Source organism: Collinsella sp. AF38-3AC (assembly GCF_003474365.1).
GTDB lineage: Bacteria > Actinomycetota > Coriobacteriia > Coriobacteriales > Coriobacteriaceae > Collinsella.
Map to the genome: position 1 here is coordinate 293,205 of NZ_QROM01000001.1, position 19,565 is coordinate 312,769.

Sequence of the window (19,565 nt, forward strand, 5' to 3'; positions counted from 1 at the left end):
TCTTCTGATCGCGGGCAGTTTGGCCAAATGTCGTCAGTTCTGGGGCTTGCGCTCCGGATACTTGGCGGTATAGCCCTCGATATGGAGTGTCGAGGCGATGATTTCCTTGACCGTCTCGTCGGGCACATCGGGGTGCGTGCGGATATACATCAACAACCCCATGATGAGGGTGTAGAACGTCTCGTAGACATGGTCAATGCGGAGCTCATGATGGGCGACAAAATCCACCACGGTGGTGTCGCAGATGTATTGCGCCACGCGCTGGACCACGTTGTGCAGAAAGCCGCCGTAGAGCGCGCCGCTGCTGGAGGTCAGGGTGCTCGGCAACTCGTGGCCGCTCACGACCAGGCGTTTAAAGAGCGGAGCGACGGTGTCGAGTGCGCCTTCGATGTCGCCAACCGTGCGGCTGGCGTTCCACTTTTCGAGCTCGGCGATAAAGCCGTCGATTGCCTCGTCCATAACGGCGGTGACGGCGGCGTCCATATCGGCAAAGTAGTGGTAGAACAGTGAGCGCGTGCAGCCAGCCCGCTTGGTCACGGCCGATACCGAAAGATGGGACACGCCCAGCTCAGCGCTCACGGCGCTCACGGCGGCGAGAATCTCGCGTCGGCGCTCGTCACCCGTCAGGCGCTTTGCCGTGCTGTCGGACGCGAGGACGGCATCAGCGACAGAGATGTTTGCCGTGTTATCGCTCATACGTTTGCCGCCTTTCATCCGTTTGGGCCCGACCGTTCGCCTAACAGTCTTGATTATTGTTGACGGTTCGTCAATACTGTTTTTGACACAATGTCAACAATAGCGGGTGAACGGCATGGGGGCATGTCGAGCCCGTACAAAGAGGGGCGCCGCGGTCTCGCCGGGCTGTGGCAAGAGAAGGGACGACTATGATTCTCAACGGACCGGGGATTAGCTATACCGAGCCCGATATCGGAGCGGAGTTTGTGCCGCCGCTGCCGGAGCATCCGCGCGAGGCTATCGTCAAACTGTGCGAGCACTGCACCAACCGCCTGTTGCACCGCGACGAGCTGCTGGGCTACGAGTACTGGTCGTTTGCCGAGGCCGCAACCGACGAGCAGGCCGAAGTGCTCTGCAAGATGAAGATGCGCCGTCCCTATACGCTGCCCGAGATGGTCAAGCTCACCGGCATGCCCGAAGCCGATATCGAGAAGATGCTCGACGACATGAGCTACACGGGTCTGCTCGAGTACAACTGGGAAAATCCCGAGCGCGCCAAGCAGTGGGTGCTGCCCATGCTGGTGCCGGGTTCTGCCGAGTTCCTCAACATGCGCATGGGCCAGCTCGAGGAGCATCCGGTCTATGCCAAGTTCTTTGAGCAGGCGTCCAAGGGTCCGCTGTCCCGTGCTACGCCGATGGTGCCGCCCGGAGGCGCCGGCATCGGCATGCACGTGATTCCCGTCGAGAAGGCCATCGACGCCACGAGCACCTCGGTGCCGATTGAGCATATCGAGCACTGGCTCGATAAATACAACGGCAAGTATGCCGCGAGCACCTGCAGCTGCCGCGCGAGCCGTCGCGTGATGGGCGAGGGCTGCGCCGACGATCCGCGCGACTGGTGCATTGCCGTGGGCGATATGGCCGACTACGTGGTCGAGACCGACCGCGGCCACTATGTGACGCGCGAGGAGGTCTACGACATCCTGCGCCAGGCCGAGGACAACGGCTTTGTGCACCAGATCACCAACATCGACGGCGAGAACAAGATCTTCGCCATCTGCAACTGCAACGTTAACGTGTGCTACGCCCTGCGCACCTCGCAGCTGTTCAACACGCCCAACCTGTCGCGCTCTGCCTATGTCGCCAAGGTCGAGAAAGACAAGTGCGTGGCCTGCGGTCGCTGCGTCGAGGTATGCCCGGCCGGGGCCGCCAAGCTCGGCCAGAAGCTCTGCAGCAAAAAGGCGGGCGGACAGGTGCCCGAGTATCCGCGCCAGGAGCTGCCCGATGCCACCAAGTGGGACCACACCAAGTGGTCGCCCAACTACCGCAACGACAACCGCATCGAGACGCATGAGTCCGGCACGGCGCCCTGCAAGACGGCCTGCCCCGCGCATGTCGCTGTTCAGGGCTATCTGAAGCTTGCAGCGCAGGGTCGCTATGACGAGGCGCTGGCGCTCATCAAGCGCGAGAACCCGCTGCCCGCAATCTGCGGCCGCGTGTGCAACCGCCGCTGCGAGGACGCCTGCACCCGTGGCCGCGTGGATGCCGCCGTGGCGATCGACGAGGTCAAGAAGTTTATCGCCCAGCGCGACTTGGATGCCGCGACCCGTTATGTCCCGCCCGTGGTGACGCCGACGCGCGCCGGCGGCTTCGATCAGAAGATCGCCATCATCGGTGCCGGTCCGGCCGGTCTGTCCTGCGCCTTCTATCTGGCCGAGAAGGGCTACAAGCCCGTCGTGTTCGAGAAGAACGAGCGCCCGGGTGGCATGCTCACCTACGGTATTCCCAGCTTTAAGCTGGAGAAGGACGTTATCGAGGCCGAGGTCGAGGTTATTCGCCTGATGGGTGCCGAGTTCCGCTATGGCGTGGAGGTCGGTCGCGATGTGACGCTCGACGAGTTGCGCGAGCAAGGCTTTAAGGCCTTTTATGTGGCCATCGGCTGCCAGGGCGGCCGCCTAGCCGGTATTCCGGGCGAGGACGCCGAGGATGTGACGGTGGCCGTCGACTTTTTGCGCGAGGTCAACAGTGGCAAGATCGACGCACTACTCGGTCGCACCATCGTGGTGGGCGGCGGTAACGTGGCCATCGATGTCGCGCGCAACGCCTGCCGTCTGGGATCCGAGCATGTTGAGATGTTCTGCCTGGAGAGCGAGGCTCAGATGCCCGCCAGCGAGGAGGAGCGTCGCGAAGCCATCGAGGATGGTGCTCACATCAGCTGCGGCTGGGGTCCCAAGGAGGTTCACCTGGACGATGCGGGTCGTGTGTGCGGCATCACCTTCAAGCGCTGCACGCGCGTCTTTGACGACGAGGGCCGTTTTGCGCCCGAGTACGACGAGAACGACCTGCGCCGCGTCGATGCCGACCGCGTCGTCATGTCGATTGGCCAGTCCATTGTGTGGGGCGACCTGCTGGCTGGCTCCAAGGTGGAGCTTGGCCGCGGCCAGGGTGCTCTTGCCGATCCGCAGACGTACCAGACCGCTGAGCCCGACATCTTTGTGGGCGGCGACGTCTACACCGGCCCCAGCTTTGCCATCGACGCCATCGCCGCCGGTCACGAGGCCGCTGTGTCCATCCATCGCTTTGTGCAGCCGGGCTCCACGCTCACCATCGGCCGCAACCAGCGCCGCTACACCGCGCTCGACCGCGACGATGTTGTGATTGAGAGCTATGACAACGCGAGCCGCGAGGTGGCACGTGTCGACCGCGAGCGCGAGAAGGCTGCGCCCTTTAGCGAGTACGTCGAGACCTTTACCGAGGAGCAGGTGCGCGCCGAGACCGCTCGCTGCCTGGGTTGCGGTGCCTCGATCGTCGACCCCAATAAGTGCATCGGCTGTGGTCTGTGCACCACCAAGTGCGCGTTCGATGCCATCCATCTGGATCGCGACCGCCCCGAGTGCTCCACGATGGTCAAATACGAGCAAAAGCTCCCCAGCCTCGGCAAGTACGCTTTGAAACGCGCGATCAAGATTAAATTTGGGAAGAAGTAAAAGAAACTAACAAGTTAGCGAGCGGCGCGGAGCGTCGCTCACTGACGTTTAGTTGACATCGCATCAACCGTTGTTGAAAGGTTTCTACCTTGCACGAATTGGGAATCGTTTATCACATCATTCGCGATGTCGAGAATGTGGCGCGCGCCAATGGCGTGAGTCGCGTTTCGAGCGTGACGCTGCTCCTGGGCGAGGTCTCGGGCGTCGTTCCCGATCTGCTGCTTGACGCTTGGCGTTGGGCGGCAGATAAAAAGCCCATCGCGCAGGGCGCGGAGCTTATCGTGGAGCCCGTCGAGGCCGTGACGCATTGCGACGCGTGCGGCTGCGACTACGCGACGGTCGAGCACGGCAAGACCTGCCCCCATTGCGGTAGCGGCGAGACCTATCTGCTGCAGGGCCAGGAGGTCATGATCAAGCAGATCGAGACCCCCGACGAGGACCCAACAGACGCTGCCCCCGACGGCCTCTCCGATGCCCCCGATGCCGTCGACGCCGCCAACCCCCTTCACATCGCCTAACTTAGTCGTTGGGGACGTTCTTAAACGACTAGTCATTAAAGAACGTCCCCAACGACTACTTTGCTAAAGCATATTTCTTACCATTAGTCAAGCACCATCTGTTTAAACGAAATGGCCTCAACCCGAGCACATTTGTGTCTGTTTAAAACCGGCAATAATGAACAGCGTGCTCAATTCGGTCATGTAAATAGATCAGCTATCAATCCTCAGCAGCAAATCAGTCAAAATACTGGAATGTAATCAGCTTGTAACAAAACAAGACGTTTAAACAAATAATGCTAGCTTTTGCAGTTTTTCATATAATTCTGCTGTATTTGCAGCTATACTCTTTTTTGTCGTGTAGGAATTACGTAGACAAAAAGGAGGTTATGTGATGGTAAGTATTGTTCTTGCTAGCCATGGTGACTTGGCGGCTGGAATCAAGCAGACGGGCTCGATGGTCTTTGGCGATCAGCCGTCTGTAGCCGTGGTCTCGCTCGAGCCGAGCATGGGCCCCGACGACTTCCGCGCCAAGGTCGAGGAGGCAATCGCTTCCTTCGAGGACCAGGAGCAGGTGCTCTTCCTCGTCGATCTGTGGGGCGGCACGCCCTTCAACCAGATCAGCGGGCTCATCGAGGGCCACGATTCCTGGGCTATCGTCACCGGTGTCAACCTGCCTATGCTCATCGAGGCATATTCGCAGCGCTTTGACGCAAAGAACACTGCACATGCGATCGCAAAACATCTCGTGATTGAGGCTAAGGCCGGCGTGCGCGTCAAGCCCGAGTCTCTGGAGCCCGAGGAGAAGAAGCCGGCTGCGGCCGCTGCTGCTCCTGCAGGCGCCATCCCTCCGGGAACGGTCATCGGCGACGGGCACATCAAGATCGCCCACGTCCGTATCGACACCCGTCTGCTTCATGGTCAGGTGGCCACCACGTGGACCAAGCAGATCAACCCCAACCGCATCATCGTGGTTTCCGACGGCGTTGCTCACGACGAGCTCCGAAAGACCATGATCGAGCAGGCTGCCCCTCCGGGAGTCCATGCCAACGTCGTGCCCATTAAGAAGATGGCCGAGGTCGTCAAGGACACGCGCTTTGGTGACACCAAGGCCATGCTGCTCTTTGAGAACCCGCAGGATCTGCTCAAGGCCATCGAGGCCGGCGTCGATATCAAGGAAGTCAACATCGGTTCTATGGCTCACTCCAAGGGCAAGGTCGTCGTCACCAACGCTGTCGCTATGGGCGATGACGATGTCAAGACCATCGAGGCTCTCAAGGCCAAGGGCGTCAAGTTCGAGGTCCGCAAGGTTCCTTCGGATTCCTCCGAGGATCTCGACGCCATGTTGAAGAAAGCTAAGGCCGAACTGGCCGCTCAAGCATAGTAAAGGAGGGTCCGATACATGTCCGCGCTTACTATTGTTCTAATCGCGATTATCGCGCTGCTTGCCGGTATGGAAGGCGTTCTGGATCAGTTCCAGTTCCATCAGCCGCTCGTTGCGTGCACGCTTATCGGTCTCGTAACCGGTCACCTTCAGGAGGGCATCCTCCTGGGCGGTTCGCTTCAGATGATGGCCCTTGGTTGGGCTAACGTCGGCGCCGCCGTCGCACCTGACGCCGCCCTGGCTTCTGTCGCATCTGCCATCATCATGACACTTGCCCTCAACGGCGGTGTTACTGATTCCGGCAAGGCCGTTACCGCCGCCATCGCCGTCGCCGTGCCTCTGTCCGTCGCCGGCCTGTTCCTGACCATGATCTGCCGTACCCTGGCCACCGCTATGGTCCACGGCATGGACGCCTGCGCCGAGAAGGGCGACTTCGCCGGTATCGAGCGTTGGCAGTACGCTGGCATCCTCATGCAGGGTGTTCGTATCGCCATCCCGGCAGTGCTTTTGTGCATCATCCCGGCCGAGGCCGTTACCAACGCGCTTAACGCTATGCCCGACTGGCTGTCCGGCGGCATGGCTGTCGGCGGCGGCATGGTCGCTTCCGTCGGTTACGCCATGGTCATCAACATGATGGCCACCAAGGAGACCTGGCCGTTCTTCATCCTCGGTTTCGTCCTGGCTGCCATCCCTCAGCTCACGCTGATCGCCCTGGGCCTCATCGGCATCTCCCTCGCCCTCATCTACCTTGGCCTTAAGGACCTGGCCAAGCAGGGTGGCGGCATGGGCGGTGGCTCCGGCGACCCGCTCGGCGACATTCTGAATGACTACGAGTAGGAAGGGAGTGATACATATGGCAGAGAACAAGATTCAGCTTTCTAAGTCCGATCGTCAGAAGGTTTGCTTCCGTCATCAGTTCCTTCAGGGTTCGTGGAACTACGAGCGTATGCAGAACGGTGGCTGGTGCTACTCGATGATCCCTGCGATCAAGAAGCTCTACACCAGCAAGGACGACCAGATTGCCGCGCTTAAGCGCCATCTGGAGTTCTATAACACTCACCCCTATGTTTCCGCCCCCGTCATTGGCGTTACCCTCGCCCTCGAGGAGGAGCGCGCCAACGGTGCTCCGATCGACGACGTCGCCATCCAGGGCGTCAAGGTCGGTATGATGGGCCCGCTCGCCGGCGTCGGCGACCCCGCCTTCTGGTTCACCCTTCGCCCGATTCTGGGCGCTCTGGGCGCTTCCCTGGCCCTGTCCGGCAGCATCGCCGGTCCGCTGCTGTTCTTCTTCGCGTGGAACATCATTCGTTACGCCTTCCTGTGGTACACGCAGGAGTTTGGCTACAAGGTCGGCTCTTCCATCGCCAAGGATCTCTCCGGCGGTCTGATGGGCAAGGTCACCGAGGGTGCTTCCATCCTGGGTATGTTCATCATCGGCGCCCTGGTCGAGCGCTGGGTGTCCATCTCCTTCACCCCGGTCGTCTCCAAGGTCACGCAGTCTGCTGGCGCCTTTATCGACTGGGCTAACCTGCCCTCCGGTTCTGAGGGTGTCAAGGAAGCACTGACGATGTATAACTCCATCGGTGCTAACGCCCTTGATCAGGTGAAGGTCACCACGCTTCAGGCTAACCTCGATCAGCTCATCCCCGGCCTTGCTGCCGTGTGCCTGACCCTTTTTGTCTGCAAGCTCCTCAAGAAGAAGGTCAGCCCGATCATCATCATCCTGGCTCTCTTCGCCGTCGGCATCATCGGTCGCGTCTGCGGCTTCATGTAAGCACGCTTCGGCTTAAGACCGAGAGTTGCTAGGCAAGGGCTTTTAAGCCATTGAAACGGACCGCACCCGGTGGGTACACTGGATGCGGTCCGATTGTTTTATTTGGAGGGCGAGGCGCGCATGGCGCAATCTCAGAACAGCACGGTCGATCTAGCAACGCCGGCAACCTGCCTGATGGGTCTTACCAGTCACGGTAACGTAATGGTGGGCAATAAGGCGTTTGAGTACTATAACGAGCGCAATCCCGAGGACTTTATTCAGATCCCGTGGGACGAGATCGACTATATCGCCGCCGAGGTTTTGCGCGGCACCAAGAAGATCACGCGTTTTGCGATCTTTACCAAAGAGAACGGCCACTTTACGTTTTCGACGCGCAATGACAAGGAAACGCTACGCGCGGTGCGTAAGTACATTGACGAGGACAAGCTCGTTCGTTCGCCCGATTTTATCGACGTGACCGCTAAAGGCGCCAAGAGCATCCCCTCCGTCATCAAAAACCTCTTCCACAAAGGCAACTAGTCGCTGGGTAGTCGTCTGCGACGTTCTTAAACGACTAGTCATTAAAGAACGTCGCAGATGACTATCTCGAAGAGCGGCTATGCGCTGCATGGTAGTGGCGCAAATCTGCTACACTAGTACAACATGCCTCCGTAGCTCAGGGGATAGAGCACCGCTCTCCTAAAGCGGGTGTCGACGGTTCGAATCCGCCCGGGGGCACCAGAAGTAAATGCAGGTCAGACGGTATAAATCGTCTGACCTGCTTTCTTATATAAGGGCATCGTTAACGTCAGTTGGGTAGAATTTGGGTAGAAAGTTTTTTTGTGAAGGGCTATGCCCAAAGTCCGGTTTCCAACCCTTCCCACAGCCTACGGGCTTATAAGAAGCCCTTCGGCCATGGAAAGCGTTGAAAACCTAGGATGACGTTGCTGTGAGATGGGCGAGTTTCCAACAGCCCCCGGCGTCTTCGGGTTTCGCCTGGGACCCTGCGACACCGTGGACCGTCGAAAACTCGCCCTTCCGCTTGGAAGAGGGCTTTTACCCCTTAAAATTGTCCGAAAGTGACAACGACGCAGGAGGTCCGGTATGCCTGCCAGCAAGAAAGAGGCAAAAGAGTTCGTCAAGCGGTGGCAGAAGCGCCTTGCCGCCATCCCCGCGGGCTCCAACAACGAGCAGCAGGACACGCAAAAGTTCTGGGTCGACCTGCTCATCAACGTCCTGGGCATCCCGTCCAACACCATAGACAGCTTCGTTGACTTCGAGCGGAAGGTGAGAGGCTGTCGCATCGACGTGTTCGTCTCTGACCACAACTTTCTCTGCGAGCAGAAGTCGTGGGGCATCGACCTCGATAAGCCCGAACCCAGGAACGGCGGCATGGAGACGCCGCTCCAGCAGGCCATGTGGTACGCGCGGCACCTGCCGTACTCCGAGCGCCCCCGCTGGGTGATGACATGCAACTTCGAGACCTTCCGTCTCTACGACCTCGACAACGAGAGGCCCGAGGACACCGTGCAAGAGTTTTCCCTCGAAGAGCTCCAGGACAGTCTGTATCTCTTGTCCTTCCTGACCTCCAACGAGACGAGCCGCCTGCACAAGGAGCAGCAGCTCTCCATCGAGGCCGGGGCCTACGTCTCCAGGCTCTACGATGCCCTCGCCAAGCAGTACCACCACATCGAGGAGAAGGACGAGCGCGCGCAGGAGGAGCAGCGCTCGCTCAACGTGCTCATCACCCGAATCATCTTCTTGCTCTACGCCGAGGACGCCGACCTCCTGCAATCGCACCAGGCGTTCGGTAGGTACTGCGAGGGTGACCCTGCCAAGCTCCGCCGCAAGCTGGTGGACCTGTTCGAGGCGATCGACACGCCCCTGGATAAGCGGGACGAGTACATGGACGAGGACCTCGCGGCCTTCCCGTACGTGAACGGCGGTCTGTTCGCCGACTCCTCCATCATCGTCCCGCAGATGACCCCGGAGATCCTCGAGGCCATCACCGACGCGTCCCAGGACTTCGACTGGCGCGAGATCTCGGGCGTAATCTTCGGCGGCGTGTTCGAGGGAACGCTGAACCCCGAGACCCGCCATGCCGGGGGCATGCACTACACGAGCGTGGAGAACATCGAGCGCTGCCTCAGGCCGCTCTTCCTCGACGAGCTGTGGGATGAGCTGCACGAGGCCGAGGGCGAGAGGACGGCGGCGAAACGCAAGCAGGCCCTGGCGAGGCTGCACGACAAGGTTGCCTCCATCACCATCGGCGACCCCGCGTGCGGCTCGGGCAACTTCCTTACCGAGGCGTACCGGCAACTGCGCACCATCGAGAACCGAATCATCGAGGACGAGCTCAGCGAGGAGACCGGCAACGCGGGGCAGACGTCCCTCGTCATTGCGCAGGACAGCCCTGTCCGCGTGTCCCTGGACCAGCTGTACGGCATCGAGATAAACGACTTCGCCGTCTCGGTCGCTAAGACCGCCCTTTGGATCACCGAGGAGCAGATGCTCCGAAAGACGCAGGAGATATACGTCGACTATGACTTCGACTTCCTGCCGCTCAGGAGCCTCAGCAACCTTCATGAGGGCAACGCCCTCAAGACCGATTGGTCCGAGGTGTTTCCCGATGACCTCACGTACCTCGTGGGCAATCCGCCCTTCCTTGGGGCCCGTAACCAGTCCAAGGAGCAGAAGGCAGAGCTCCTTGAGGTCTTCGATGGTGCGAAGAACGCAGGCAACATCGACTACTGCGGGGCCTGGTACATGAAGGCTGCGAGGTTCACGCAGGGAAAGCGCACGCGCTGCGCCCTGGTTTCTACCAACTCGATATGTCAGGGCGAGCAGGTCGCCAACCTCTGGAAACCCCTGCACGACCTGGGTATCCACATCGACTTCGCGCACAACACCTTCCGCTGGGACAACGAGGCAGCAGACAAGGCACACGTGTTCTGCGTCATCGTGGGCTTCTCGCGCGAGGTTGGGGCCAAGACGCTCTTCTATCACGCAACGCCCGATTCTGACGAAGAGCAGATTTCCGTGGCCCGAATCAATGCTTATCTTAAAGACGCTCCGGACGTTTTTGTCTACAGCAGAAGTAAGCCATTATCAGATGTTCCAGAAATGGGAATAGGCTCCCAGCCTATAGACGACGGCAATTACCTTTTCACTGATGAGCAGAAAATCGAATTCTTGCAAATTGAACCTGGTGCAGAGAAATTCTTTCACAAGTGGCTTGGATCACAAGAATTTATCCGTGGCAAAAGCCGTTGGTGTTTATGGCTTGGGAACGCAAATTGGGATGAGCTAAAGAATCTGCCTAAATGCAGGGAAAGGGTTGAAGCGGTGCGCTGGTATCGGCTCAAGAGCAAGAGAAGTCAGACCGTTAAGGCTGCAGAGTGCCCTGCCCATTTTGGAACTGAAATCCTGTCGGATACAGATTCAATCTTGATACCAGAGGTTTCATCAAGCCGAAGGCGATACATCCCAATGGGGTTCGTCGATGCTGAGGTCTTTTGTAGCAATAAAGTTCGTCTTATCCCAAATGCAACTCTCTATCAATATGGGGTGTTGCAGTCCCAATTTCATAATGCATGGGTTAGGGTCGTGACCGGAAGACTGAAAGATGATTATCAGTACTCGGCTGGTATTGACTACAACAACTTCGTCTGGCCCGAGCCCACGGAATCCCAACGCGAAGAAGTTGAGCGTTGCGCCCAAGCCGTGCTCGACGCCCGGGATGCCCAAGAAGGTGCGACGCTCGCGGACATGTACGATCCCAAGAACGAAACGTTCTTCCCCGAGCTGATGTCTGCGCATAAGGCGCTCGACGCTGCTGTCGAAGCTGCCTATGGCGTCGACTTCGGTGGGGATGAGGAGAAGATAGTCGCCCATCTTTTCAGCCTGTACGCCAAGAAGGTCGGTGAACTATAGTGCCAAATTCCATCTATAACCCCATATCGCTGGAGGTTGGTAACATCCTGAAGGACGTTCAGACGGGCAAGATCGGTCTGCCCGACCTGCAACGACCCTTCGTGTGGGGCAACGAAAAGGTCCGCGACCTGCTTGATTCCATGCTCCGCGGATACCCTATCGGCTATGTGATGCTGTGGGACTCTCCGAGCGACAACGCGGGCAAGAAGTCTGCCATAGGCTCGAACCAAAAGGTGTATGCCGTCCCCAAGTCCCTTGTCATCGACGGACAGCAGAGACTCACCGCTCTCCTGAGCTCGCTGTACGGCGTGTCCGTGCGAGACAAGAACTTCAGGGAGCGTACGGTGAAGGTCGCCTACGACCCCATCGCACGCTCATTCAAGAATGCCGACGCCTCGACCGAGAAGGATTCGCGCTATGTGCCGGACGTATCCGAGGCCTTCGCGGCGAACCACGACAACAAGCTGAGCGCCTATCGCAGGGCGTTCATCAAGCGCCTTAACGAGGCGAATGCCAAAAAGGGAGAATCCGAACTCGACGATGACGGCGAGGATGCCGTCGAGAGCGGGCTCAACGCATTACTCGGGCTTGAGCGTTATCTTCTGCCGACGCTGGAGATTTCCGAATCGGCTGACGAGGAGACCGTATCGGACATCTTCGTGCGTGTGAACTCGCAAGGGCAGGCGCTTAAGCAGGATGACTTCATCATGACCCTGCTTTCGGTCTACGAACCTGCCATGAGGGAGCGTATAGAGGAGTTCTGCGCCATGAGCCATGCGCCCGCAAAGGGCACCTCGTACAACCCGCTCATGACCGTCTCGCCGACGCATATCATTCGCGCCACGGTGGGCGTGGGGTTCAAGAGGGGTCGCCTGCGTTATGCCTACCAGATTCTTCGCGGGCGAGATCTCAAGACAAAGGAAACGACGCCCGAGACGCGGGCCGAGAACTTTGCCACGTTTGGTCGCGCCCTCGATCTCGTGCTCGACTTGAACAACTGGCATGCCTTCATCAACACGCTGGCGGAGGCGGGCTACGTCTGCTCTGACCAGGTGGGGTCGGGCAACGCGCTCATGTTCTGCTATGCGTTCTACCTTATCGGGCGCTATGAGTTCGACATGGAGCCACTGGCTGTGCGCGGGCTCGTGCGGCGCTGGTATTTCGCCGCAGCTATAACGGGGCTCTATGTGGGGTCCTTCGAATCCGAGTTCGAGCAGCAGCTTAACGACGTCTCGCGCCTTGAGACCGCCGATGAGTTCCGGGCGTACTTCGACCGTAGACTCGCTGCCATCATGACGGACGATTATTTCTCCATCACGCTGCCCAGCTCCCTCGACGCAAACGAGGCGACGGGCCCGACCTGGTGGGGCTTCGTCGCGGCTCAGGTCGTGCTCGGTGCCAAGGCGCTGTTCAGCACGGCCCCTCTTTCTCAACTGCTGCTTACCGGCTCATCAGGTTCCAAAAAGGCTCTGGACAAGCATCATCTGTTCCCAGATAACTACCTGAAGGCCAAGGGCTACCTTTCACAGCGCAGCAACCGAGGCAACTTCACCCTTGTTGACTACCAGAACAACATCTACATCTCGGATGATGCCCCGAATGAGTACGTCAGGAGGTACCGTGAAGCCCTGGGCGAGGACGAATACCGCCGCAACTGCGAGGAACACGCCCTGCCCCTCGGATTCGAAGAGCTTGATTACGAGGACTTCCTCGGTCAGCGCAGGAGGCTAATGGGTGAGCTCGTGAAGAGGGCATATGAGCGACTGTAGATTTCGGACTAGTCTTTGGGGGTCATGTTGACTAAGGTTTTCATATCCTACGCATGGGAAAGCGAAGAACACCGCGAATGGGTAAAGGCGCTGGCCGACCGCCTTCTGTCGGACGGGATCGATGCAGTCCTGGACCAATATGATCTCGAGCTGGGTGACAGGTTGCCGCAGTTCATGGAGCAGTCGGTCAGGTCGTCGGACTATGTTCTTATCGTCTGCACCCCAGCATATAAGCAGAAGGCCGATGCGAGAATCGGCGGGGTTGGGTACGAGGGCCATATCATCAGCGGAGAACTGTTCTCTGGGCATAATGAGAGGAAGTTTATCCCGGTAATAAAGGAAGGGGGCGTTGAGGAAAGCCTCCCGACCTTCCTCAAGGGGAAATTGGCGGTCGACTTGGGCGATGGGGTCGAGTCTCGTGGCTATAACGATTTGCTTGCGACTCTTTATGGGGTCAAGAAGAAGCCGTCGGTTGCGCCCAAGCGCCGCATCGCTCAGACGTCTTCGAAAAAACGCGAAGAAGAGGGCGAGGGCTCTGAGCCCATCAGAATCGTCGGTATTGTGGTCGATGAGGTGGGAGAACCGAGGAACGACGGAACGAGGGGGAGTGCCCTGTACGAAGTGCCGTTCCGATTGTCGAGACGCCCCAGCTCTCTGTGGTGCGAGCTCTTCTTGAAGTCCTGGGACTTGCCGCCAAGATTTACCACCATGCATAGGCCACATATCGCATCGGTTGCCGGTGACGAAATAGTCCTCAACGGGACCACCATCGAAGAGGTGAGGGACTACCACCGCGACACCCTCATCCTGTGCGTGGAAGAAGCCAACAGGCTTGAGGCCGAATACCTTGAGAGGGAACAAAAGCGTCGAGCGCGTGAAGATGCCTCCCGGGCAGCCTATAGGAAGAACGTTGAGAACGTCGCCGGGACGATTGATTTCTAGCTCGGCCGCTTGCGCGAGGGCGTAGCCATCGGCCTCGCGGCCGATGGGTCCCGCTTATGGGCGGCCCCTGCGACGCGCGGAATCGCTCTCGTTGCGGCTCTCTGTAACGCTCCCATGGGTCGCATTTCGTCTAGCTCCGCTCGCGCCACCCTTCCCGTCGCCCGCATCATCAGGGCTGCATCGGTTAGAATCGTGTGTGCGACGCATTCCGTGCGCGGGCGGCCGAAGACTTGATCGGAGGTCCCCAATTGCTGAAATTCCTTAACGCGCTCGCCGCCCTTGCGACGGTCGGCACGTTCATCATTGCGTTTCTTGATTCGTATGAGGTTCGGTTTAAGGTCCGTAGGCGCACGCGCGGTGCGGACGGTTCTCGGCGTTTGCGCCGCAAGCGCAAATAAAAACGGCCGGGGTTGCAGCCCGGCCGTTTAACACGTTAGAAAACTAGGCCGCCCGCGCTCCTTAACACTTACGCGGGATGCGTCGTTTTCTAAAAACATTCTACCCGTCCGGCTGCGGGTCCGTCTACATTTTCCAAATCAAATCACCAGATGCCTACTGAGAAACGCAAAGCGCCCGCTTGCTGGAGGAGCAAGCGGGCGCCTGTGAGCGAATATGTTTGCGGCGAGAGCCGTAATGAGCGGTTGGGTGGCGACTAGTTGGTCGTACCGGAATCGTCGCCCGTGCTCGTGCCCGAACCCGAGCCCGAGCCAGAAAGTGCAACCGTCAGCGTAATCGTGCTGTCGGTGGACTGCTTGCCGGTGGGGGAGACGCCCGTAACGGTGGCATCCTCGTTACCGCTCACGGGATTGCCGTTCTGGTCACAGAAGCCAATGTTATAGAAACCGGCGTTGTTGAGCGCGGTGACGGCGGCAGAGATGCTCTTGCCGTACAGGTTGCCCGGAACGCTGGCCTTGCCGGACTTCTTGGCAATGACGACGGTAATCGTGGCACCGGGCTTCTGCTTGCCGCTGGGGTTCCAGCTGATCACGGTGCCCTCGGTAACCGAGTCGTTCTCCTGGTAGCTCACGTCGACGCCAAAGCCTGCCATATCGAGGGCGTTGCGCGCCTGGGCCTCGGTCATGTCGGTCAGGTCGGGGACGGACGTGGTATCCGGGCCGCTCGAGACCTTGTACGAGATGGTCGTGCCCTTCTCGACTTCCTTACCGGCTTCGGTGCCCTGCTCAAAGACCTGGCCCTCATCGGCCTCGTTGGCCTCTTCGGAGGCGTTGCCCTTTAGGCCAACGCTTGCCAGTGCCGCCTCTGCCTGGTCCTTGGTTAGACCGACAAGCTGGGGAACCTCAACCTTCTCGGAGGGCTTGGGGCCCTTGGAGATCACCAGGTTCACCTTGGTGCCTTTGGGCTTCTTGGTGTTGCCGTTGGGGGTCTGCTCGGCAACCTTGCCCTCGTCGACATCGTCGTTATAGCTCTGGTCGATGGTGCCGACCTCAAGGCCTTCCTCCTTGATCAGCTCGACGGCAGTCTGCTGGTCTTTGCCCAGCACGTCGGGCACGGTGACCTGCTCGCCGCCAAAGAGCCCAGTAGCAAAGGCCACCACGATGCCGATGACGGCAACAGCTGCCACCACGGCGGCGATGATCTTGTTTTTGTTGGACTTGGGCTTTTCGACCTCGTAGGAGCCGGTGGAGCCCGAAACCGAGCTACGGGCGGCATTCTGGCCGCTCACGCCCGAGACGGGACGCACCATGGCGCGCGTCTGATCGGAAAGCTCGCGAGTCTTGGTGGCGCCCAGCTCACCGGGGGCACCGATGATGCGCGTGGGCTCTGAAATGTTGACGGCACGACCGGACAGGTAGCTGTTGAGCACCTGACGCAGCTCGTCGGCGGTCTGGAAGCGGTTTGCCGGGTCCTTCTCCATGCACTTAAGGATGATGCGCTCAAGGTCGGCGTCGACACCGGAGTTGATCTGGCTCGGCGGAATAGGCAGCTCGTTGACCTGCTTGAGTGCGACCGAGATAGCGTCGTCACCGTCAAAGGGAACGCGGCCGGTGGCGCACTCGTACATCACGACGCCCAGCGAGTAGATATCCGAGGTGGGGCCGAGGTCCTGACCGCGGGTCTGCTCGGGGCTGACGTAGTGGGCGGTTCCCAGCACGTTGTTGTCTTGCGTGAGGTGGCTGTTCTTGGCGCGCGCGATGCCAAAGTCCATGACCTTGATGTTGCCGTCGGGCAGCACCATGATGTTCTGCGGCTTGATGTCGCGGTGGATGATCTCGTGCTTGTGGGCGACCGAGAGTGCAGAGCTGATCTGCGATCCGATCTGGGCGACCTTCTTGGGGTCGAGGGCACCGTGGCTCTTGATTCCGCTCTTAAGGTCGGTACCGCGCAGGTACTCCATGACGATGTAATAGGTGTCGCCGTCCTTGCCCCAATCGTAGACGCCAACGATATAGGGGGAGGAGAGACCGGCTGCTGCCTGGGCCTCCTGCTTAAAGCGTGCGGCGAAGGTTGCGTCGCCAGCATACTGTGGCAGCATGATCTTGACGGCTACCGTGCGGTCGAGGACCTGGTCCTGTGCACGGTAGACGGTCGCCATACCGCCTGTCCCCACCTTATCCTTGAGGAGGTATCTTCCCCCGAGGACCCTCTGTTCCATTCCTGCTCCTAACATAACTATTCGCTCAACGATGTGTGTAGTACCTACGATGTGGCCGCTGGGGCCGTGTGGCGCGTTGCCGCTAACTCTTCGGCCGCGGTGCGCCTCGGGTGTCCGATTCGATCATGGGCATCACGCTCCCTGTGCGGCGAGCGCCGCGGTCAGGACGATGCCGGCAATCTTGGCCGCCTTGACGTCGTGTTTGTCGTAATCCTCCAAGGCCACCGAGATGGCGACCGTGGGTGAATCGTAAGGTGCAAAGCCAACGAACATCGAGTTGACGTTGGTGCCGCCGATCTCGGCCGAGCCGGTCTTGCCGGCGACCTTGACGCCGGGGATCTGGGCATCGGTGCCGCTACCGGACTGGACGACGGCGAGCATGGCCTGCTTGACCTGGTCGGCCGTGGCAGAGCTGACAGCCTGGCCCAGCGAGCGGGACTGCGTGGTCTTAACCACGGTTCCGTCCGGGGCGAGTACCTGGGCTACAAAGTACGGGTCCATGACCACGCCACTGTTAGCGATGGCAGCGGCAATCACGGCGTTTTGCATGACGGTGGTCTGCGGGCCGGGCGTGTGGTCCATGCCGACAGGCTGGCCGGCGCCGGCCCAGGCGGTCTCCCACTCGGTCATGAGCGATGGGTCGGCCATGATGGAGGCCGTGGAGGTCAGGTCCTGGCCGAGCTCTTGGCCGTAGCCAAAGGCGTTGGTAAACTGCACGAGCGTGTTTGCACCAACTTCGTTTGCCACCTGGCCAAAGACGACGTTGGAGGACACGGCAAAGGCCTGCTGCAGGCTGATGGTGCCGTAGCTCTCGTTGGCATAGTTGATGACCGGTGCGTTGCCGATGTCCATGGAGCCGGGCGCCTGGTAGGTGCTGGTAAGGCTGGCGGTACCGGTCTCGAGTGCTGCGGAAAGCGTAACGACCTTAAACGTGGAGCCCGGCGTGTACAGCGCGTCCATGGCGCGATTGTACATGGAGCCGTCCTCGCCGCCGCCCGCCTGCAGCAGGGCGTCGATGTTGGTGTTGTCGTAGGTGGGCGAGCTGGCACATGCGAGTACCGCGCCGGTACGCGGGTCGATGACCACTACAGCGCCCTTAAAGCCCTTGAGTGCCTGCTCGGCAGCTGTCTGGATACGCGAGTCGATGGTGAGCTTGGCGGTGTTGCCCGGCTGGGTCTGGCCCGCGAGCGACGCGATGGCGTTGTTCCAGCTGGAGTAATCCTTGGAGCCGGTGAGCGTGTCGTTCATGACACTCTCGATGGCGGTGGTGCCAAACTGCTGGCTCACGTAGCCAACCACGTGCGCTGCCAGGTTGCCGTTGGGGTAGGAGCGTACGTAGGTGCCGTCCTCCTGCTGCAGCGACTCGGCCAGCGTCACGCCGTCGGACGTGATGATGGAGCCGCGCTGGATGTACTTGGAGCGGGCGATGGTGTGGTTGTTGGTCGGCATATCCTGATAGTCCTTGGCCTTGATGACCTGGACATAGGTGAGGTTGCCGATAAGGATGGCAAACAGCGCCGTAAAGGCTAGCACCGCACGGGTTAGACGGTTGGCGAGCGCAACGCGGCCGAGCACACCGGATTCAGGCGTGTCGAGCAGGCGGCGGCGCATGCGCGAGCCGACGGAATGGCTGCCACTGCCGTAGGAAGACGAGGTGGCAAAGCGCGTGCCCGTCGGGGCGGCGGCAGATGCGACCTGATCATCGGTGATGGCGGCCATGGTGCCGGTGCCGGTAAGCTCGGCCTCGCGTCCGGTTGCCTCGTCACCGGCGCGCAGCAGAAGCGCGACGATGATAAAGCTCGCCAGCAGCGAGGAGCCGCCCTGGCTCATAAAAGGCAGGGTGACGCCGGTCAGCGGGATCAGGCGGGTTACGCCGCCAACGATCAAGAAGGCCTGGAAGCTGATGGCGGCCGTAAGGCCCGTGGCACTAAAGGCTGCGAGGTCGGATTTAGCGCGGGCAGCCGTGGTGAGGCCACGCACGGCAAAGAGCATAAACAGGATGAGCACGGCGCCGCCGCCCAAAAGGCCCATCTCCTCGCCGATAGCCGAGAAGATAAAGTCGGACTCGACGACGGGGATGTTGTTGGCCATGCCGTTGCCGATGCCAACACCGACCAGACCGCCATCGGCAAGCGAGAAGAGCGACTGGACGATCTGGTAGCCCTGGCCCTGGGCGTCCTTAAAAGGATCGACCCAAACCTGGAAACGTACCTGAACGTGAGACAGGAACTTGTAGGCGCCCACGGCTCCAACGGCTAAGAGCGCGAGGCCGATAACGACATACGAGAATCGTCCCGTGGCAACGTAGAGCATCAGCAAGAAGATGGTGTAGAACAGCACGGCCGAACCCAGGTCGCGTTCGAAGACGACGACGAGCAGGCACACACCCCACACGGCAAACAGCGGCAGCAGCAGTCGCAGGCGAGGGATCTTAAAGCCCAGGATCTTGCGGTTGGAGATGGAGAGCAGCTCGCGGTTCTCGGCCAAGTAGCCGGCCAGGAACAGCACGATAAAGACCTTGGCGAACTCGCCGGGCTGGATGGTAAAGCCCGCGATGCGAATCCACAGCTTGGAGCCCGAGATCGTGGTGCCGATAAAGATGGGCAGCATCAGCAGAATGATGCCGATAATGCCAAAGGTGTACTTGTAGCGCATGACCACGTCGAGGTTTCTGACCAGTGCAAGCGTTCCCACCATGAGCGCCACCGAGACAAACAGGATGATGAGCTGTGAGATGGCGAGAGCGGGGGCGAGGCGTGTCACGAACGTGATGCCGATGCCCGAAAGTATAAATACGATGGGCAGGATGGCGGGGTCGGCGCCAGGCGCCAAGATGCGCACGGCGATATGTGCTGCGGCGAAGGCGGCGAAGAGGCCGATCGGTACGGCGAGCGTCTCAAAGGAGATGGCAGCGCCCGCGGTGAGGACGTACATCGCATACAGCAGGATGACGGGGAACGCCGAGGCGATGAGCAAGAGCAGTTCGGTGTTGCGGCGACTCATAAGCGGCA

12 protein-coding genes and 1 tRNA gene are annotated in these 19,565 nt (G+C 59.9%); 10 read left to right on the top strand and 3 right to left on the bottom strand.

Annotated elements, in window-relative coordinates; all coding sequences use genetic code 11:
* Nucleotides 1–33: 33 nt before the first annotated feature.
* A complete protein-coding gene (locus tag DW029_RS01130) occupies nucleotides 34–696 on the bottom strand; it encodes a TetR/AcrR family transcriptional regulator (RefSeq protein WP_118345063.1) in 663 nt (220 codons plus the stop codon).
* Nucleotides 697–884: 188 nt separating this feature from the next.
* On the opposite strand from DW029_RS01130, the gene DW029_RS01135 reads away from it, so the two are divergent.
* The 10 genes from DW029_RS01135 to DW029_RS01180 all read left to right on the top strand — a co-directional run bounded on the left by DW029_RS01135 (nucleotide 885) and on the right by DW029_RS01180 (nucleotide 13,940).
* Complete coding sequence (locus DW029_RS01135; RefSeq protein ID WP_199568909.1) at nucleotides 885–3,662, top strand: FAD-dependent oxidoreductase; 2,778 nt, start codon at nucleotides 885–887, stop codon at nucleotides 3,660–3,662.
* An 89-nt stretch (nucleotides 3,663–3,751) separates the two neighbouring features.
* Nucleotides 3,752–4,180, top strand: coding sequence for a hydrogenase maturation nickel metallochaperone HypA (locus DW029_RS01140; RefSeq protein ID WP_117735393.1), 429 nt, complete (start codon nucleotides 3,752–3,754; stop codon nucleotides 4,178–4,180).
* A 373-nt stretch (nucleotides 4,181–4,553) separates the two neighbouring features.
* Nucleotides 4,554–5,543: a PTS sugar transporter subunit IIB gene (locus DW029_RS01145; RefSeq protein ID WP_118345064.1), complete on the top strand. Its 990-nt coding sequence runs from the start codon at nucleotides 4,554–4,556 to the stop codon at nucleotides 5,541–5,543.
* An 18-nt stretch (nucleotides 5,544–5,561) separates the two neighbouring features.
* Nucleotides 5,562–6,380: a PTS mannose/fructose/sorbose transporter subunit IIC gene (locus tag DW029_RS01150; protein ID WP_117735395.1), complete on the top strand. Its 819-nt coding sequence runs from the start codon at nucleotides 5,562–5,564 to the stop codon at nucleotides 6,378–6,380.
* Nucleotides 6,381–6,396: 16 nt separating this feature from the next.
* Nucleotides 6,397–7,317, top strand: a complete 921-nt coding sequence (locus DW029_RS01155; protein WP_117735396.1) for a PTS system mannose/fructose/sorbose family transporter subunit IID — start codon at nucleotides 6,397–6,399, stop codon at nucleotides 7,315–7,317.
* 120 nt (nucleotides 7,318–7,437) lie between these two features.
* Nucleotides 7,438–7,836: a DUF956 family protein gene (locus DW029_RS01160; RefSeq protein ID WP_117735463.1), complete on the top strand. Its 399-nt coding sequence runs from the start codon at nucleotides 7,438–7,440 to the stop codon at nucleotides 7,834–7,836.
* Between the two features lie 125 nt (nucleotides 7,837–7,961).
* A tRNA-Arg gene (locus DW029_RS01165) sits at nucleotides 7,962–8,037 on the top strand.
* A gap of 363 nt (nucleotides 8,038–8,400) precedes the next feature.
* Nucleotides 8,401–11,229: a DNA methyltransferase gene (locus tag DW029_RS01170; protein WP_118345065.1), complete on the top strand. Its 2,829-nt coding sequence runs from the start codon at nucleotides 8,401–8,403 to the stop codon at nucleotides 11,227–11,229.
* Nucleotides 11,229–12,998 (top strand): DUF262 domain-containing protein, encoded by a 1,770-nt coding sequence (locus tag DW029_RS01175; RefSeq protein ID WP_158572583.1) that lies wholly within the window; start codon nucleotides 11,229–11,231, stop codon nucleotides 12,996–12,998. Before DW029_RS01170 ends, DW029_RS01175 begins: the two co-directional genes overlap by 1 nt.
* A gap of 24 nt (nucleotides 12,999–13,022) precedes the next feature.
* Nucleotides 13,023–13,940 carry a toll/interleukin-1 receptor domain-containing protein gene (locus DW029_RS01180; protein WP_118273696.1) on the top strand — a complete coding sequence of 306 codons (918 nt, stop codon included), beginning with the start codon at nucleotides 13,023–13,025 and terminating at the stop codon, nucleotides 13,938–13,940.
* Nucleotides 13,941–14,592: 652 nt separating this feature from the next.
* Here the strand turns inward: DW029_RS01180 and pknB are convergent.
* Both pknB and DW029_RS01195 read right to left on the bottom strand, forming a co-directional pair.
* Entirely contained in the window at nucleotides 14,593–16,554 is a 1,962-nt protein-coding gene (gene pknB / locus DW029_RS01190) for a Stk1 family PASTA domain-containing Ser/Thr kinase (RefSeq protein WP_118345067.1), read from the bottom strand.
* 132 nt (nucleotides 16,555–16,686) lie between these two features.
* Nucleotides 16,687–19,557 carry an FtsW/RodA/SpoVE family cell cycle protein gene (locus DW029_RS01195; RefSeq protein ID WP_118345068.1) on the bottom strand — a complete coding sequence of 957 codons (2,871 nt, stop codon included), beginning with the start codon at nucleotides 19,555–19,557 and terminating at the stop codon, nucleotides 16,687–16,689.
* Between the last annotated feature and the right edge of the window lie 8 nt (nucleotides 19,558–19,565).

Coding starts and splice junctions, on each gene's coding strand:
- DW029_RS01180 (WP_118273696.1), top strand. CDS start 13,023: ATGTTGACTAAGGTTTTCATATCCTACGCATGGGAAAGCGAAGAACAC.
- DW029_RS01170 (WP_118345065.1), top strand. CDS start 8,401: ATGCCTGCCAGCAAGAAAGAGGCAAAAGAGTTCGTCAAGCGGTGGCAG.
- DW029_RS01160 (WP_117735463.1), top strand. CDS start 7,438: ATGGCGCAATCTCAGAACAGCACGGTCGATCTAGCAACGCCGGCAACC.
- DW029_RS01150 (WP_117735395.1), top strand. CDS start 5,562: ATGTCCGCGCTTACTATTGTTCTAATCGCGATTATCGCGCTGCTTGCC.
- DW029_RS01155 (WP_117735396.1), top strand. CDS start 6,397: ATGGCAGAGAACAAGATTCAGCTTTCTAAGTCCGATCGTCAGAAGGTT.
- DW029_RS01145 (WP_118345064.1), top strand. CDS start 4,554: ATGGTAAGTATTGTTCTTGCTAGCCATGGTGACTTGGCGGCTGGAATC.
- DW029_RS01130 (WP_118345063.1), bottom strand. CDS start 696: ATGAGCGATAACACGGCAAACATCTCTGTCGCTGATGCCGTCCTCGCG.
- DW029_RS01195 (WP_118345068.1), bottom strand. CDS start 19,557: ATGAGTCGCCGCAACACCGAACTGCTCTTGCTCATCGCCTCGGCGTTC.
- pknB (WP_118345067.1), bottom strand. CDS start 16,554: ATGGAACAGAGGGTCCTCGGGGGAAGATACCTCCTCAAGGATAAGGTG.
- DW029_RS01135 (WP_199568909.1), top strand. CDS start 885: ATGATTCTCAACGGACCGGGGATTAGCTATACCGAGCCCGATATCGGA.